Consider the following 17220-nt stretch of genomic DNA (forward strand, 5'->3'; position numbering starts at 1 on the left):
TAAGGGCGGAACCCCTATCAGCCATCACCTAAAAAACGGATATGTACACCCAAAGAAAGGCCCAACCCAATGAGCCTGCTCCCCTACGCCTGGGCCAAATCCCAACGCATCCTCCTGCGCCCCGGCGAGAACGGCATGCTGCTGACCGTCTGCCCCTCAACCCCCGGCTGGTCGATCAGCGAGGTGCAGCGCCAGTTCGGTCAGTCGCAGGTTGAGCAGATACGCGATGACGAACTCGACGGCCTCCTGGCCAGCGCCTACGCCGACACTGGCAGCGCCGCCGCCGTCGTGGGTGCGGCGGAAAACGAGGTCGACCTCGACCGCCTCATGCAAGACATGCCCGAAATCACCGACCTGCTCGACACCCAGGACGGCGCCCCGGTGATCCGCATGATCAACGCGTTGCTCACCCAGGCCGCCCGCGATGAGGCCAGCGACATCCACATCGAACCCTACGAAACCCACTCCGTGGTGCGCTACCGCGTCGACGGCACCCTGCGGGACGTGGTCTCACCCCGCAAGGCCTTGCATGGCGCGCTGGTGTCGCGGATCAAGATCATGGCCCAGCTCGATATCGCCGAAAAACGTCTGCCCCAGGATGGGCGTATTGCACTGCGTGTGGCCGGGCGGCCCATCGACATTCGGGTGTCGACCGTGCCCACCGGGCATGGCGAACGAGTCGTCATGCGGCTGCTGGACAAACAAGCCGGGCGCTTGCAGCTGGAAACCCTGGGCATGGAGGCGCAGTTGCTGGCGCGTCTGGATACGCTGATCCGCCAGCCCCACGGCATCGTGCTGGTCACCGGCCCTACCGGCAGCGGCAAGACCACCAGCCTGTACGCCGCCTTGGCACGGCTGGACGCGAGCACCAGCAATATCCTCACCGTGGAAGACCCGGTGGAATACGACCTGCCGGGCATCAGCCAGATCCAGGTCAACGCCAAGATCGACATGACCTTCGGCCTGGCCCTGCGCGCGATCCTGCGCCAGGACCCCGACATCATCATGATCGGTGAGATCCGTGACCTGGAGACCGCACAAATCGCCGTGCAGGCTTCGCTCACCGGTCACCTGGTGCTGGCGACCTTGCACACCAACGATGCGGTGTCGGCGGTCAATCGCTTGATCGATATGGGCGTTGAACCGTTTCTGTTGGCTTCGTCATTGCTCGGCGTGTTGGCCCAGCGCCTGGTGCGTCGCCTGTGCCCGCACTGCAAGCAGGAGGACCCTGCGGCGCCCGGCACCTGGCGCCCGGTGGGCTGTGCGCAGTGCAACCAGATCGGCTACAGCGGGCGTACCGGTATCCATGAATTGTTTTGCGTCGACGACGATGTGCGCAGCCTGATCCACCAGGGCGCCAACGAGCAGGACCTGCGTCTGACCGCGCGCCGTGCCGGGATGTTCAGCATGCGTGAAGACGGCGAACGTTGGGTGCGCGGCGGCGCCACCGCGCCCGAGGAAATCCTGCGCGTGACACGGGATGCCTGATGAATCGCTATCGCTACGAGGCCGCCGATGCCAGCGGCAAAGTCGAGGCCGGGCATGTGGAGGCCGACAGCCAGAGTGCGGCCTTCGCCAGTTTGCGCAGCCGGGGTTTGACCGCGTTGCTGGTGCAGATCGAAGGCGGCCAGCCAGCGGCGGCGGGCAGCAGCCTGTTCACTGCCAAACTCTCAGACAATGATTTGGCCTGGGCCACGCGGCAACTGGCGAGCCTGCTGGGCGCCAGCCTGCCGTTGGAGGCGGCGTTGAGCGCCACGGTGGAGCAGGCCGAGAAAAAACACATCGCCCAGACCCTCGCCGGTGTGCGCGCCGATGTGCGTGGCGGCATGCGCCTGGCGGAGGCGTTGGCGGCGCGGCCACGGGATTTTCCGTCGATCTACCGCGCGCTGATCGCGGCGGGGGAGGAGTCCGGCGACCTGGCCCAGGTGATGGAGCGCCTGGCCGATTACATCGAGGAGCGCAACAACCTGCGCGGCAAGATCCTCACCGCGTTTATTTACCCCGGTGTAGTGGGACTGGTGTCCATCGGCATTGTGATTTTCCTGTTGAGCTACGTGGTGCCCCAGGTGGTCAGCGCGTTTTCCCAGGCGCGCCAGGACCTGCCGGGGCTGACCCTGGCGATGCTCAACGCCAGCGACTTCATTCGCGCCTGGGGTTGGCTGTGTTTCGGCGGGATCGTCGGCGGTTTCTGGAGTTGGCGCCTGTATTTGCGCAACCCGGTGGCGCGCTTGAATTGGCACAGCCGTGTATTGGGCCTGCCGCTGATCGGGCGTTTTGTGCTGGGCCTGAACACCGCGCGGTTTGCCTCGACCCTGGCGATTCTCGGCGGGGCCGGCGTGCCGCTGTTGCGTGCCCTGGAAGCGGCGCGGCAGACCCTGTCCAATGATCGCCTGAGCCAGTGCGTCAACGACGCCACCGCCAAGGTGCGCGAAGGCGTCAACCTGGCCCCGGCACTGGCAGTGGAGAAAGTGTTCCCACCGGTGCTGATCCACCTGATCGCCAGCGGCGAAAAAACCGGCTCGCTGCCGCCCATGCTCGAGCGCGCGGCGCAGACGCTGTCGCGGGACATCGAACGCCGCGCCATGGGCATGACCGCGTTGCTGGAGCCGCTGATGATCGTGGTGATGGGCGCCGTGGTGCTGGTGATCGTCATGGCGGTGTTGTTGCCGATCATCGAGATCAACCAACTGGTCACCTGAATACACGCGGTCAAAAAAGTGTGGGAGCTGGCTTGCCTGCGATGGCCATAGGTATCTACACCCCTTTGTAGTGAGCGGGCTTGTCCCGCGCTGGGTGGCGAAGCCGCCCCAATAAGGCCTCCGCGGTTTTTCAGAAAGACCGCAGCGCCTGGGTTTGGGGCGGCTTCGCCACCCAGCGCGGGACAAGCCCGCTCACTACAGGGAAACTTTTCAGTCTTTGAAAGTTGTTTAGATACCTATGGCCATCGCAGGCAAGCCAGCTCCCACATTTGGACCAGGTTTCTTCAGTTGCGTTTTCCGGTACTCGATGCCGCCACGTCCAACCTCGGGTTCCTCATTCCGTCACATCTCGCCCCCTACGCGGTCTCCAGGCCCGCAAGCTGAAACCTCGCTGTCACTTCCCTCCAAACCGCTCAAAACCATGACCAAAACACCCGAGAATCTTTTTAAAAATCAAGCCCTTCCTCCCGAGGTTTTTTCCTTTTGCTGTCATCGGAAGCTGCGAAATTTCCTACCCATGGCCTCACCCCTCGCCACCCCCGCAAACCGGCTCGGGACCGAAGCCATGGCGTCATGCAAGAGCCATCTACCCCAACGTACAAACACGACGAAAGGAGATTCTTCATGTTTAAGCGCAACGTTCTCGCGGTATCCATGACCCTCGCTGCACTGTGCTCGGCACAGGCTGCAATGGCTGACATCAACGGCGGTGGTGCCACCCTGCCACAAGCGCTGTACCAGACCTCCGGCGTGTTGACTGCCGGTTTCGCCCAGTACATTGGTGTCGGCAGCGGTAACGGCAAGGCAGCCTTCCTGAACAACGACTACACCAAGTTCCAGGCTGGCGTGACGAACAAGAACGTGCACTGGGCGGGCAGCGACTCCAAGCTGAGCGCCACTGAGTTGTCGACCTACGCTTCTGCCAAGCAACCGACCTGGGGCAAGTTGATCCAGGTGCCATCGGTGGGGACTTCGGTTGCCATTCCTTTCAATAAAAGCGGTTCCGCCGCTGTAGACCTGAGCGTTCAAGAGTTGTGCGGCGTGTTCTCGGGCCGTATCAATACCTGGGACGGTATTTCCGGTTCTGGCCGTACCGGTCCGATCGTTGTGGTTTATCGCAGCGAAAGCAGTGGTACCACTGAACTGTTCACCCGTTTCCTCAATGCCAAGTGCAACGCAGAAACAGGCAACTTCGCCGTCACCACCACCTTCGGCACCAGCTTCTCCGGTGGCTTGCCTGCCGGCGCCGTTGCTGCTACTGGCAGCCAAGGTGTAATGACTGCCCTGGCCGCCGGCGATGGCCGCATCACCTACATGAGCCCTGACTTCGCCGCCCCTACATTGGCCGGTCTGGACGACGCTACCAAAGTGGCTCGCGTGGGCAAAAACGTTGCCACCAACACCCAAGGCGTTTCGCCTGCCGCCGCCAACGTGTCTGCCGCCATCGGCGCAGTACCGGTACCGGCTGCCGCTGATCGTTCCAACCCGGACGCCTGGGTTCCAGTCTTCGGTCCGGACAACACCGCCGGTGTACAGCCTTACCCAACCTCGGGCTACCCGATCCTGGGCTTTACCAACCTGATCTTCAGCCAGTGCTACGCCGACGCGACCCAGACCACCCAAGTGCGTGATTTCTTCACCAAGCACTACGGCGCCTCCAACAACAACGATGCAGCCATCACCGCCAACGCTTTCGTTCCACTGCCAACCGCTTGGAAAGCCACCGTTCGCGCCAGTTTCCTGACCGCGAGCAACGCCCTGAGCATCGGCAACACCAACGTCTGCAACGGTATCGGTCGTCCGCTGTAACCCACGCTTTCAACGACCTGCACCCCCTGATCAGCAACGGCCCGTGCCGTTGCTGATTTTTGCGTTTGTGCGGTTTTTCGACCCGTTACCAGCCCTATATGAACTTTGCATGACAGAAGTTCAGTCGCGCCCCTCGCCAACCGCCTAACCCTCATACGTGAGCCTGTCTTGCTCCCTGCGTGATAACAAAGAAGGAAGAACCCCGATGGTCCGCTGCAAATCACCGGTCAACCTGAAAGCCCAAGAAACCGTGCTGCGCCTCAAGCCCCTGGCTCAGGCCATTGCCTTGTTGATGGTGGCCGGTAATGCCCATGCAGCCACGGCGTTCAGTTCCAGTTGGTTTGCCGAAAAAGGCGCGACCCAGGCGGCGACGGCGGCGCGGCTCAGTGCCGGGCAGGTGCCGGGGATTCCGTCGCTGAACGAGCAAGCGCGGGTCAACCAGCAGTTGGCGCGCTCCATCAGTACGCTGAACACCAGTGTGGCGGCGATTGCGGCGCAGCAGGCCGCGCAAGCGGCGGGACGCCAGGCGGCGTTCGGCCAGGTCTCGACGATTCCGGATGGCCTGGGCAAGGGCGGCCTGCAGGTCGACAACAGCCTGACCCAGGGCTGGATCAACGCCAAGAACCCGACCCAGAGCCAGTCCGGCGGCAAGACCACGGTGACCATCGAGCAGACTGCCGACAAGGCGATCCTCAACTGGGAGACCTTCAACGTCGGGCGCAACACCACCGTGGATTTCCAGCAGCAGTCCAGCTGGGCCGTGCTCAACCGCGTCAACGACCCCAATGCGCGGCCCAGTGAGATCCAGGGCCAGATCAATGGCGCCGGTACGGTGATGATCGTGAACCGCAACGGTGTGGTCTTCAGTGGCACCAGCCAGGTCAACGTACGTAACCTGGTGGCCGCCGCCGCGAACATCACCGATGAGCAGTTCACCCAGCGCGGGATTTATGTCGATAGCACGGGCTCCCAGCCGACCTTTACCGACGCGGCGGGCAAGGTCCAGGTGCAGCGCGGTGCATTGATCCAGACCCACAACCCGGCGACCTCCACCGATTCGGGCGGCTACGCCCTGCTGCTCGGTTCGGAAGTGGAAAACGCCGGCACGATCACTACCGCCAAGGGCCAGGCCACCCTGGCGGCCGGCGACAGCTTCTACATCCGCAAGGGCGTGGGCACCACCGGCAACGATCGTTCCACTACCCGTGGCAACGAAGTGGCGACCAGCCTCAACGCCGGAAGCAGCGCCGGCAAGGTCACCAACAGCGGCCTGATCATGGCCTCTACCGGCGACATCACCCTGACCGGGCATCAGGTGCAGCAAAACGGCGTTGCGCTGGCCAGCACGTCGGTGGATACCCGCGGCACCATTCACTTGCTCAACGCTGCCAGCGACAGCACCGGCAGCGTGACCCTGGGCGAAGGCAGCACCACCGCGATCCTGCTGGACAGCAGCGGCAGTACCGCGCTGAACAGCCAAAAGGGCAACGGCCTGATCAAGCTCGACGGCACCCCCGCCAACCTGATTACCGGCACGTTCAACAACCTCAGCGCCGTGGCCGACCGCACCGACCAGTCGCGTATCGAGATCGTCAGCGGCGGCACCGTGGACTTCCAGAAAGGCTCGACCACCCTGGCCACGGGCGGGCAGGTGGCGGTCAGCGCGGCCGGGCGCAGCCTGGTGCGTGATGGGGCGATGATCGACGTGTCTGGTGCCATCGGCGTCAGGGTGTCGATGGAGTCCAACAACATCAAGATCAACGTGCAGGGCAACGAGCAGCGCGATGCACCGGTCAACCGTGACGGCGGCCAGTTGATCAACAATGATGTGTGGGTCGACCTGCGTGAGCTGGTGTTTGTGCCGGCCGGTACCAACGGTTACTCGACGGATCGCTGGTACACCGCCGGCGGTTTGCTGGAGGTGGGCGGTTACCTCGGTACCCAAGGCCACTCGGTAGGCGAGTGGATGGCCCAGGGCGGCACCGTGACCTTTACCGGCAAGGATGTGGTGACCCAGCAGGGCGCGAAGATCAACCTGTCGGGCGGCACCGTGGATGTGCAGGCCGGGTATATCCAGCAGACCTGGCTCAAGGGCCCGGATGGACGCTTGTATGAGCTGTCCAATGCGCCGGGCGATATTCTCTATTCCGGGTTCTACAAGGGCTACGAAGACACCAGCAAGCGCTGGGGCCAGACCGATTACTACTACAACCCGATGATTGCCAAGCAACGCCGTTTCGAGAGTGGTTACACGGTGGGCCGCGATGCGGGCAAGCTGGTGATCGGCACCACCAGCGCGGTGCTCGAAGGCCAGGTGATCAGCGACGTGTTCCAAGGCACCCGTCAGACCCAGGCCCCGAACATCAACCTCGACGGTTACCAGCAGTCGCAGAAGGCCATGGCCCAGCGCGCGCAGTTGATCATTGGCGGGTACACGCCGGTCTACAACAAGACCACCGGTACCCTGCGGTATGCCCTGACCGGCAACGCCGACCAGGTACTGATCGACAGCAATACGCAGAAAATCGCCGACGGCCTGGACCTCACCACCGCCTTGCCGGCGGATCGCCAGGGCAAGATGGTGCTCGACAGTGATCAGCTTAATGGCTATGAGCTGGGCGCGATCAAGGTCGGGGCCACCCGGCAGATCACGGTCAACGGCGCACTCCAGGTGGCGGCCGGTGGTGATATCACCCTGTTCGGGCCTGGCGTCAATATCACTGCCAATCTCACCGCCCACGGCGGCAGCATCAATGCCGGTAACATCCTCAACCAGGTCGATCCGCTCAAAGGCACTGTCCTCGATGCAATCGTGGCGGGGAATGGCGGCGTCAACCTGGCCTCCGGGGTCAAGCTGGACACCACCGGGCGCTGGAGCAACCTGCTGCTGGAACCGACCAACAACAGCGGCGTGGCTTATGTGAACGGCGGCAAGGTGTCGTTGCGCAGCACCGGCAACGTGAACCTGGCGGCCGGCAGTGTGGTGGATGCATCCTCCGGCGGCATCCTCGGCCTGGATGGCAAGCTCATCGGTGGCAAGGGCGGCGATGTGACCTTGGCGTCCCTCAGTAGCCTCGGGCTGGACGGCGAGATTCGCGGCTATGGCGTCAGCGGTGGCGGCACCCTGGCGTTGCAGGCACGCAAGGTACAGATCGGCACCCGCGCCACGGCACCCGACGCGGGCACCGTGCAACTGGCGGGCGACTTCTTCAATAAGGGCTTCTCGGCCTATGACATCACCGGCAACGAAGGGCTGCTCGTCACTGACGGCACCCAGGTGGATGTCACCACGCCGGTCTACCGCGTGGGCGAGCAGACACTGGCTGCGTCGAGTGGCAGCGACCCCGCCACCGCACTGGAACGCTGGACGCCAGCGCTCTACCAGGAAAACCCGACCCAAGGCGTCCTGACCCAGCGTCGCGGTGCCAGCCTCACGTTGACGGCTGGCTCCAAGGACTCCACCGCCGCACAACTGGCGACCACCGCCCTGACCGTGGGCCAGGGCGCGGTGATCAATGTCGACCCCGGCCAGGGCATTAACCTGCGCAGCGTTGGCCAGTTGACCCTGAACGGCAGCCTGAATGCCTGGGGTGGCAGTGTCAGCCTGGGCGGCCTGAGCGTGTCGCCACAGGCCTGGGAACAGCCGATTGCGGCTGGCCATGACCGCTCGATCTGGGTGGGAGAAAATGCGCTGATTGACGTTGCATCGCGAGCGGTCACGGCGGTGAGCAATCGGGGCAACGTGTACGGCCAGGTCCTCAATGGCGGCAAGATCAGCATTGGCGGCGATATCAACCTCGCCACCGGCATTGCCAGTGCCGGCGATGTGTTTGTGGTGGTCCGTGAGGGCGCGCGCCTGGACGCGTCCGGTGCCCAGGCGATGCTCGACGTGCCCGGTCAGGGCCGTGTGCCGGTGTCCAGCAATGGCGGCAGTATCAGCTTTGCGTCGAACAACGGCCTGTACCTGGACGGCAGCTTCGTTGCCCGTGCGGGCGGGGCGGGGGCGGCGGGCGGCAGCTTGGCCCTTGCGCTGGAAAGCCCGTATTACCTCAAGGCCGGCGTCAACGACATTGTGCTCAACGTGCGTGAACTGGTGCTCAGCCAGACCCATCAAACCAGCCCGAACGCCAACCTGGAATACGGCCACGGCCATCTCGGGGTGGACCAGGTCACCGCCGGCGGCTTTGACAATCTTGCGCTGCTCAGCAACGGCTTGCTGAGTTTTGACGGTGATGTGTCGTTGAACATGGGTCAGAGCCTGCGCCTTTACGGTGGCAGCTATAACCTCAGTGAAAGCGCCGCGGCCAATTCACGGGTCAACCTGTCGGCGCCGTACCTGCTGTTGGCCGGCCTGCTCGCGCCCGCAGAAACCGGCAAGGAGGCCTACACCCGTGCAGTGCCGGTTTTGCCTAATCCATCGGTGCTGGCCACCACGGCGCAGTTCAACGCCAACGCCAACCTGATCGACGTGCGTGGCAATGTGGTGTTCGGCAACAAGAGCTATCTGTTGCGGCCCGACAACAGCCAGGCCAGCCTTGAACGGCGTGGGTTTGATGATGTGCAACTGACCAGCCAGGGCGACTTGCGCTTCCTGGCGGGGGCCGGTGCGGATGTGATTGCCCAGGGCATCAGCACGCAATTAGTGACCGGTGGTGACATGACCCTGCGTGCGGCGCAGTTGTATCCGGCGACTGAAGTCGGCGCCCGGGTACTGGCGGGCTATGTGAATAATGCTGCCAGCAATGGCACAGGCTTCAATTATGATCCGACACGCACCCTGACCCTCGCACGCACCGCCAATAGCAATGCCGCCATGCCTTACTCGGTCTTTGGTCGTCTGCAATTGGGCGGGCCGACCATCAAGCAGGGCGGGGTGGTGCGTGCGCCCCTGGGGCTGATCGAGATCGGCAACCTGGGTTCTACAGACGTGCAACTGCTGCCGGGCAGCCTCACGTCGGTGAGTGGCAAGGGCCTGGTATTGCCTTACGGCGGGACCGTGGATGGGCAGATCTACAAGTACAACGGCAAGACAGTAACGTTTATAGGCCAAGGTGGCGGCAACGTTGCAGGCAGTCTGAACGTCGGGGTGATTCTCGGTGGCCAGGCGGTGGAGGTGCTGCCGCAGGCGACGTTGGATCTGTCCGGCGGTGGTGAACTGCTCGGCGCCGGATTTATTTCCGGGCGCGGGGGGTCTACGGATGCACGTTACAACCCACTGGTACAGTTCGGTGCGAACGGCGGGTTTGTACTGCCGGGTCTGAGCACCAACCCGGTCTATGCGATTGTGCCGGGCGTGCAACCGGGCTATGCCCCGGTGGCGCCGGAAGGTGGCGCGGTCGATCCGTTGATCGGCCAGCAGATCACAATCGGCGCCGGCGTGCCGGGCCTGGCGGCCGGCACCTATACCCTGATGCCGTCCACCTATGCGTTGATGCCTGGTGCTTTCCGGCTAGAGATCAACGGCCTGGCCGGGATGGGGGCCGACGGTGCGACCCAGGCATTGCGCAATGGCTCATGGGCCACGGCAGGGCGCTTGTCCATCACCAATACTGGTATCAGCAACAGCACGGCCAGCCAGGTGATTCTCACGTCGGCCGATATGTTGCGTCGTTACTCCCAATACAACGAAACCGGCTACGCACAGTTCGCCGTGGCCGACGCCACCAGGCTTGGTATACCTCGGGCACTGCTGCCGGTGGATGCCAAGACCCTGCAACTGGCCCTGCGGCCAGGCGCAGGTGCGGATGCCTTTTCGTTCCAGGGGATCGGCCGCTTCGAGGCCGCTGATGGCGGTTATGGCGGTACCGTATCGCTGATAAACGAAGAAAAGGGCAGCTTGGGAAGGGACATCGAAATTGTCGCGGCAGGCAACGCGGCTACCGCCAATTTCAAAGGCATTACGGTGGATGCGGACAGCCTGAATGCAATGGGCGCGGCTCGCCTGCTGATCGGTGGGATGACCTATGTCACGTACGGCCAGGGTGGCAACTACATCAACCTCCCCAGCAGTATCACCAGTTCCATCATCCTGCGCGACGGCGCGAACCTGGCGGCACCGGAGGTATTACTGGTGACCTCCACCGGAAAAATTGCGCTCGAACAAGGCGCCTCGATCAACACGATAGGCCAGGGCAAGGCCAGCTACGACGCACGTGACGGCTTTATCTACAACCTGAGCAATGTGCTGGCGGTGTCCAACGGTTTGCTCAACGTAGTCGCCGCGCCGTCATTGGGCGAAGTCATCAGTGGGGGCATCCAGTTAGGCGTGTGCAACAGCGCGCCCTGCAGCGGCCAGACAGCCCTGTATTCCGAAGGCAGCATCGTTACCTTGACCGACAGCTCCCTGCAGATGGGCGATGAGGTGCGCTATGGCACCCGTCACCTGAACCTGGGCGTGTCCAGCATCAACGTCGGCAGCCCCGAAGCCCTGGCCGATGCAGCCGCCAACAATCGCCTGCCGGTAGGCATGACCCTCAACCAGCAAGTGCTGGAACGCCTGCTGCGCGGTGACACCCAATTCGGCGCCCCGGCCCTGGAAACCCTGCAACTGTCGGCGCGTGACAGCTTTAACTTCTACGGCACCACCACCCTGGACACTTATGACGCCGTGACCGGCAAGTCGATGCTGAGCAACCTGATGCTCTCCACGCCGGCGATCTACGGCTCTGGCGGCTTGAACGACGTGGCGACTGTCCACACCGCCAACCTGATCTGGCAAGGTGCCGTCGCGCCGCCTGTGGCGGCGGTGACTGGCGGTGCCGGCACCGGCAGCGGGCGCCTGGACATCAATGCCGAGCGTATCGAATTCGGCTATGGGGATTTTGCCCAGCCGAGCACGACCAAGACCTTCGACCGCCTCGCCTTGGGCTTTGCCAACGTCAACCTCAATGCCAGTGAGCGCATCACCGCCAACCACAAGGGCAGCCTCTCGGTGTACCAGAGCCAGGGCGCGTTTGATGCGATCAAGGGCTTTGCCTACAGCGGCGGCAACCTGAATATCCTCACGCCGCTGATGACCGGTGAAGCCGGTTCGGTCAACCGTATTACCGCCGGTGGCGCGATTGATGTCAGCGCCTCGGCTGGCGCAGTAGGCAAGGTGGACGGTATCGGCGGCGAATTGTCACTGCAAGGCGATAGCCTTCGCCTGGCCACTGCCGTGGTACTGCCCAGCGGCAAGGTGACCTTGGGCGCGCGGGGCGACGTGGTGTTGACCGATGCCGCCTCGATTGATGTGTCCGGCCGGGCCATTGCCTTCAACGACCTGACCAAATACAGCGCAGGCGGCGAGGTCTTGCTGGAAAGCCGTGCCGGCAATGTGCAGCAGGCCGCCGGTTCGACCATCGACCTGTCGGCGCAGCACAACCAGGCGGGCAAGTTGCGCGCGGTGGCGGTGGACGGCGCTGCGGGGATCGTCGACTTGGCAGGCAAGATCATCGCTGGCAGCAGCGGTGACTACGATGCCGGTGGCACGCGGGTGCCCTACCTCGCGGGTGCGGTGGAGATCCAGGCCCAGCGCCTGGGCGGCAGCGGTACGCTCAGCGACCAGTTCGCAGCGCTCAACCAACGCCTCAACCAGGGCCAGGTCTACGGTGCGCGCAGCTTCCAGCTCAAGCAGGGCGACCTGACGATCGGTAATGACGTCAAGGCCAACAGCGTCAACGTCTCGATCGACAATGGCAGCCTGCGCGTGACCGGCCTGGTGGATGCCAGCGGCGAGCGCGTGGGCAGCATCAACCTGGCGGCCAAGAACGGCCTGAGCCTGGACGGCACGGCGGTGCTCGATGCCCATGGCAGCCAACTGCGGGTGGACAGCTACGGCAAGATCATCGATTCGCCCAACCGCGCCATCGTGGTGCTGGGCTCGGGCCTGGGCCAACTGACCCTGGCCGAGGGGGCGCGCATCGACCTGCGTCACGGTACTGCTGCTGCGACCGGCAATGACGGGCGCAGCCGTGGCACGCTGGAACTCAACGCGCCGCGCGTGGGCGGCAATGACATCGCCATCGACGCCCGTGGGCCGTTGACTATCCAGGGCGCGCGTTCGATTGCGCTCAACGGCATGAGAACCTACGACGATGCCCCGACCAACACCGATGAAACGCCCAATGGGCGCCCGTACCAAGTGATTGATCAGGACTACCTCAAGAAAATCGTCGATCCAGCAAATACGAATTTCATCAACGCCGCGCGTGTTAACAGCAACTTGCTGCAGAAGCTTGCCGGCTTGAACAACGCCACGTACGGCGATGTTTTCCACCTGCGCCCCGGCGTAGAGATCATCAGCAAAACCCCGGATGGCGACCTGGTAGTGCAGGGCGATCTGGACCTCTCCAGCTATCGCTACGCCAGCCTCAAATCAACGGCCAAGACCGAGTCCGGCAGCCTGACCCTGCGCGCCGGTGGCGACCTGAATATCTATGGCAGCATCAACGACGGCTTTGCCGCGCCACCGGCCACCGACGATGACAATGGCTGGGTGCTGCGCGCCGGTATCGACTACACCGGCGGCACCGTGGTGATACCGGGCAGCGGCGTGACCCTGGAGGTGGGCACCGTGTTCCCCGCAGGCGCTGCGCTTAATTTCGATGTACTGACCAACCCCCTGTTTCTGCCGCCGGGCACCCGATTGCCCGTCGCGGCTACGCTCAAACAACCGTTGGTACTCCCGGCGGGTACGGTGTTGGCGGCGGCTGTTCGGGATGCCTCGGGCAATGTGCTGTTCGCGGCGGGCACGTTGCTGACTCAGAGCCAGACCCTCGCCATCGGCAGTGTCCTGGATGCCGGCAGCCTGTTGAGCACGTCAGCCAGTGTCGACGGCTTGATCTGGCCCAAGGGCGTGCCATTGGCCACCAAGGTGACCCTGACCGCCAGCCAAGTGCTGCCCCGGGGCGCCCTGTTGCCGTCGGGGACAGACGTGAAGCTGCCGGGCGGCGTGGAGTCGGTGACGTTGCGTGACGCCGGCCATCCGGGCAAGAACTGGGCAATTGCACCCATGCTGGAGGAGGGTGCGCAGTCGTGGTCGATTCGCCTGGTCGCGGGGGCCGATACCGAGGCGGCGGACAGTCGCCTGCTGCAACCGCATCCGGTAAGCGGCAATCTGCGATTGGCGGACAGTCACTATGGGGCGTTCGGGAAAGGAGCCCAGGTCTGGACCGAGGAGGGCTCTGTAGGGTGGTTCGGCGATGACAGCATGGTAGGCCAACCGGTTGATTTCGACGCAATACAATACCCGGGTGTATGTGACGACTTCCCGGAATACTGCGTTGTCAGTGGTGAGGCCTATACGCTGCTGGTGGGCGGCAGTAGTCGCTTCAGCGTAATCCGCACTGGCGCTGCAGACCTTGACCTGCTGGCCGCCGGCAACCTGAGCATGGAGTCGCTGTTCGGCGTCTACACGGCAGGCAGCTCGTCCACCGGCACCTCGACCAACGATCCGTATAACCTCAAGCGAGCCCTGGGCAGCAATGGCAAGGTATTGGCTAACGCCGGGGGCAACGAAAAGCTGGTCAACGCAGACACCGGCAGTCTGTACCGTGCCTGGTACCCGGATACGGGCGGCAACTTGCTGCTTAAAGTGGGCGGCAACCTGACGGGTAATATCACCAGCCCGGCGCAGAATGGCGTTGGTCGTCCGGTACCGAGCGACCAGGGTCAGGATTCAGCCAACGTCGGCAACTGGCTGTGGCGTCAGGGCAATGGGCTCAGTGGGAGCCAGGCGCAAGCCACCGCCTGGTGGATCAATTTTGGTTCCTACGTCGCTACCGACCGGGCGGACCAGATGGTCGGGTTCACCGGGTTTGGCACCCTGGGAGGCGGCAACCTTAATGTTGATGTGGGTGGCGATGCAGGACTCATCAGCCCTGTCTCGTCAACAGCTCTGAACGTCAGTCGGCGCAGCCAAGGCCTGGTACTGGCAGTCGGCAGTACCGGTCGGGTCGGGGCCGATGGCAGTGTGCAACTGACGGGTGGCGGTGATCTGAACCTGCGGGTCGGCGGAGCGGTTAACCCCGCCAGCCAGACCTTTGTAGAGCACCTCAATGGTGCACTGGTGAACCTGCGTGGGCACGTGCAATTGACCGGCGGCGCCCTGGGCAGTCTGACGCTGCGGTATGGCAATCAACGCAAAGACCAGAGTCCCAGTGAGGTACGCGCCTATGATCCGTTGCGCGCCACTTCGGCCTTTGCTGCGGGAGGTTTGAGCCTATTGCCGGGCGACGCCACTTTCAGCCTGTCCACCCGTGGCGACCTGGTGTTGCAGGACGTCGCCGACCCTGGGCGCGCGCCGCAGATGAACGCCTTGACCTACGTCAATAAGGGGGTCAACGGGATTGGGCAAAGCTGGTTCAGCCTGTGGACCGACCGCACAGCAGTGGACCTGTTCTCTGCCGGGGGCAACCTCACGCCCCTGACCCAGACCCTGGAAACCGATATGGCGGCGGTCTATCCCGCGACATTGCGTGCGGTTGCTGCTAACGGCAGTCTCTATTACGGCAGCGCCTCGACCAGTAATCCTGGCGACGTGCAGCCGCTCAGGGCGTTGGTACTCGCACCTTCGTCCAATGGGCAACTGGAATTGCTGGCCGGTGATTCGATCTCCGGCGGCGATCTGACGATCAGCCGCTCCAGTGCGGCACCCAGTAGCCTGGCGACTATTCTGCGTCCGGCCTTCGCCGGTTTCCTGACTGATCAAAAAACGGCAATAGTGGGCAGTGGCAATCTTTCCAGCGATGGCAACATTGCAACCTTAACGGTTTCTCCACTGTTTGCCTTTGGCCCCAACACCGCCAGCATGGCTTGGGGTGATGCCCTGGAGCCCGCGCGTTTCTATGCGCTGAGTGGGGACCTGCTGGGCGTCAACAGTGGGCGCGCCCTCACGATCACGGGGGCGGGTGACGCTCGGTTCGGGCAAACCTTTTACGAAGGCGCAGGCCCGGTATGGATGCAAGCCGGACGCGATATTGTCGGCAGCGGCACGCGCTTGAGCGGTGCCAGCGCAGGTGTCACGGATACGGGTCAATACACCTTTACCGGCAACCTGTTCGTGCACAACAGCCCCACCGATATCTCCATCGCCAGCGCTGGCCGCGACATCCTCTACAGCAGCTTTAACGTTGCCGGCCCCGGTACCCTGGAACTGACGGCGGGGCGCAACATTCAGATGGAAGACAAAGTCGCGGTGAACAGCCTGGGCGCTGTCGCGGCCGGCGACAGCCGTCCTGGCGCAAGCATCGTCATGCAAGCCGGCATGGGCCCCAACGGCCCGGACTACCGCCGCTTCGTCGAGGCCTACCTGAACCCCGCCAACCTGGCGCAACCGGGTGAGTCGTTGCAGGGCAGCAAAGTCGCCAAGACCTACGAGAATGAACTGGTGTCCTGGCTCACCGAACGCTTCGGCTTCGCCGGCGACAGCGAACAGGCCCGTACCTACTACGCCGCACTGCCCGCCGAACAACAACGGATCTTCGCCCGTGACGTGTACTTCGCCGAACTCAAGGCCGCCGGCCGTGAGTACAACCAGGACGGCAGTGTGCGCCAGGGTAGCTATGTGCGTGGCCGTACTGCGATTGCCCGGTTGTTCCCCGAGACCGACGTGGCCGGTAACCCGATCACCTACAAAGGCGACATCACAATGTTCGGCGGCGCTGGCGTGCACACCAACTTCGGTGGCTCGATCCAGATGCTCACGCCGGGTGGCCGCCAGACGTTCGGCATCGAAGGCGCTGCGCCACCGTCGACAGCGGGTCTGATCACCCAGGGTTCGGGGGATATTCAGCTGTATTCCCTGGGCAGCATCCTGCTCGGCCAGAGCCGCATCATGACCACCTTTGGCGGATCGATCATGGCCTGGACCAGCGAGGGCGACATCAACGCCGGTCGTGGTTCCAAGACCACGGTGGTGTACACGCCGCCCAAGCGCGTCTATGACAACTGGGGCAACGTGAGCCTGTCGCCCTCGGTGCCGAGTACCGGTGCGGGGATCGCCACGCTGAACCCGATTCCGGAAGTGCCGGCGGGGGATATCGACCTGATCGCGCCGATGGGCACCATCGATGCGGGGGAGGCGGGGATTCGGGTGTCGGGTAACGTCAACATCGCTGCCTTGCGGGTGGTGAACGCGGCGAACATCCAGAGCCAGGGCAAGTCGTCCGGGGTACCGGTGTCGGCCACGGTCAACACAGGTGCAATGAGTTCGGCCAGCGCGGCTGGGGCGGCGGCGTCCCAGGCGGCGGAAGATGCGGCGCGCAGTCAGCAGGCGGCGGCCAAGCAGGGTCGGCCGTCGATCATGACGGTTGAGGTGTTGAGCCTGGGCAGTGAGCCGTTGCCGCGTGAGCCGGAGCCGGCGCAGAAAACCTCCGGCTACAACCCCAGCAGCCCGGTGCAGGTGCTGGGCGCGGGGCCGCTGAGTGAGCAGGCTCGGGCGCGGTTGACGGATGAGGAGCGTCAGCAGATCAGTTTGTAAGGCTTTGGAAAGGACCTCTCGATGTACCGTTTGGGGCGATCAATGATCGCCCTGTTTTTTTGCGGTAGTGTTCGGTCTTGAGTTGGATAAAGACAGCAAGGGTATTGATCGCAGGATGTGCTCTTTTGTCGACGTTGGTGGTGTGGGTGGGGTACATATCCGTTGTTTAGGTAACGGCTGAAATGGGTTCCGCCCTTACGGCGGGTCACTTTTGGAAGAGCGCCAAAAGTAACCAAAAACGCTTCGCCCCAA

At 63.5% G+C, this 17220-nt stretch carries 4 protein-coding genes; all 4 read left to right on the plus strand.

The genetic code is table 11. The annotated features are described in order from the left end of the window. Positions 1 to 69 precede the first annotated feature (69 nt). Positions 70 to 1488 carry a type II secretion system ATPase GspE gene (gene gspE / locus AO064_RS27775; RefSeq protein ID WP_064055256.1) on the plus strand — a complete coding sequence of 473 codons (1419 nt, stop codon included), beginning with the start codon at positions 70 to 72 and terminating at the stop codon, positions 1486 to 1488. After that, positions 1488 to 2699 (plus strand): type II secretion system inner membrane protein GspF, encoded by a 1212-nt coding sequence (gspF, locus tag AO064_RS27780; protein ID WP_064055257.1) that lies wholly within the window; start codon positions 1488 to 1490, stop codon positions 2697 to 2699. Before gspE ends, gspF begins: the two co-directional genes overlap by 1 nt. Before the next feature lie 624 nt (positions 2700 to 3323). Further along, positions 3324 to 4508: a substrate-binding domain-containing protein gene (locus tag AO064_RS27785; protein WP_012723648.1), complete on the plus strand. Its 1185-nt coding sequence runs from the start codon at positions 3324 to 3326 to the stop codon at positions 4506 to 4508. A 205-nt stretch (positions 4509 to 4713) separates the two neighbouring features. After that, entirely contained in the window at positions 4714 to 16968 is a 12255-nt protein-coding gene (locus AO064_RS27790) for a filamentous haemagglutinin family protein (RefSeq protein WP_064055258.1), read from the plus strand. Positions 16969 to 17220 lie beyond the last annotated feature (252 nt).

The organism is Pseudomonas marginalis (assembly GCF_001645105.1).
In the GTDB taxonomy this organism is placed as follows: domain Bacteria; phylum Pseudomonadota; class Gammaproteobacteria; order Pseudomonadales; family Pseudomonadaceae; genus Aquipseudomonas; species Aquipseudomonas petroselini.

Coding starts and splice junctions, on each gene's coding strand:
- AO064_RS27790 (WP_064055258.1), top strand. CDS start 4,714: ATGGTCCGCTGCAAATCACCGGTCAACCTGAAAGCCCAAGAAACCGTG.
- gspE (WP_064055256.1), top strand. CDS start 70: ATGAGCCTGCTCCCCTACGCCTGGGCCAAATCCCAACGCATCCTCCTG.
- AO064_RS27785 (WP_012723648.1), top strand. CDS start 3,324: ATGTTTAAGCGCAACGTTCTCGCGGTATCCATGACCCTCGCTGCACTG.
- gspF (WP_064055257.1), top strand. CDS start 1,488: ATGAATCGCTATCGCTACGAGGCCGCCGATGCCAGCGGCAAAGTCGAG.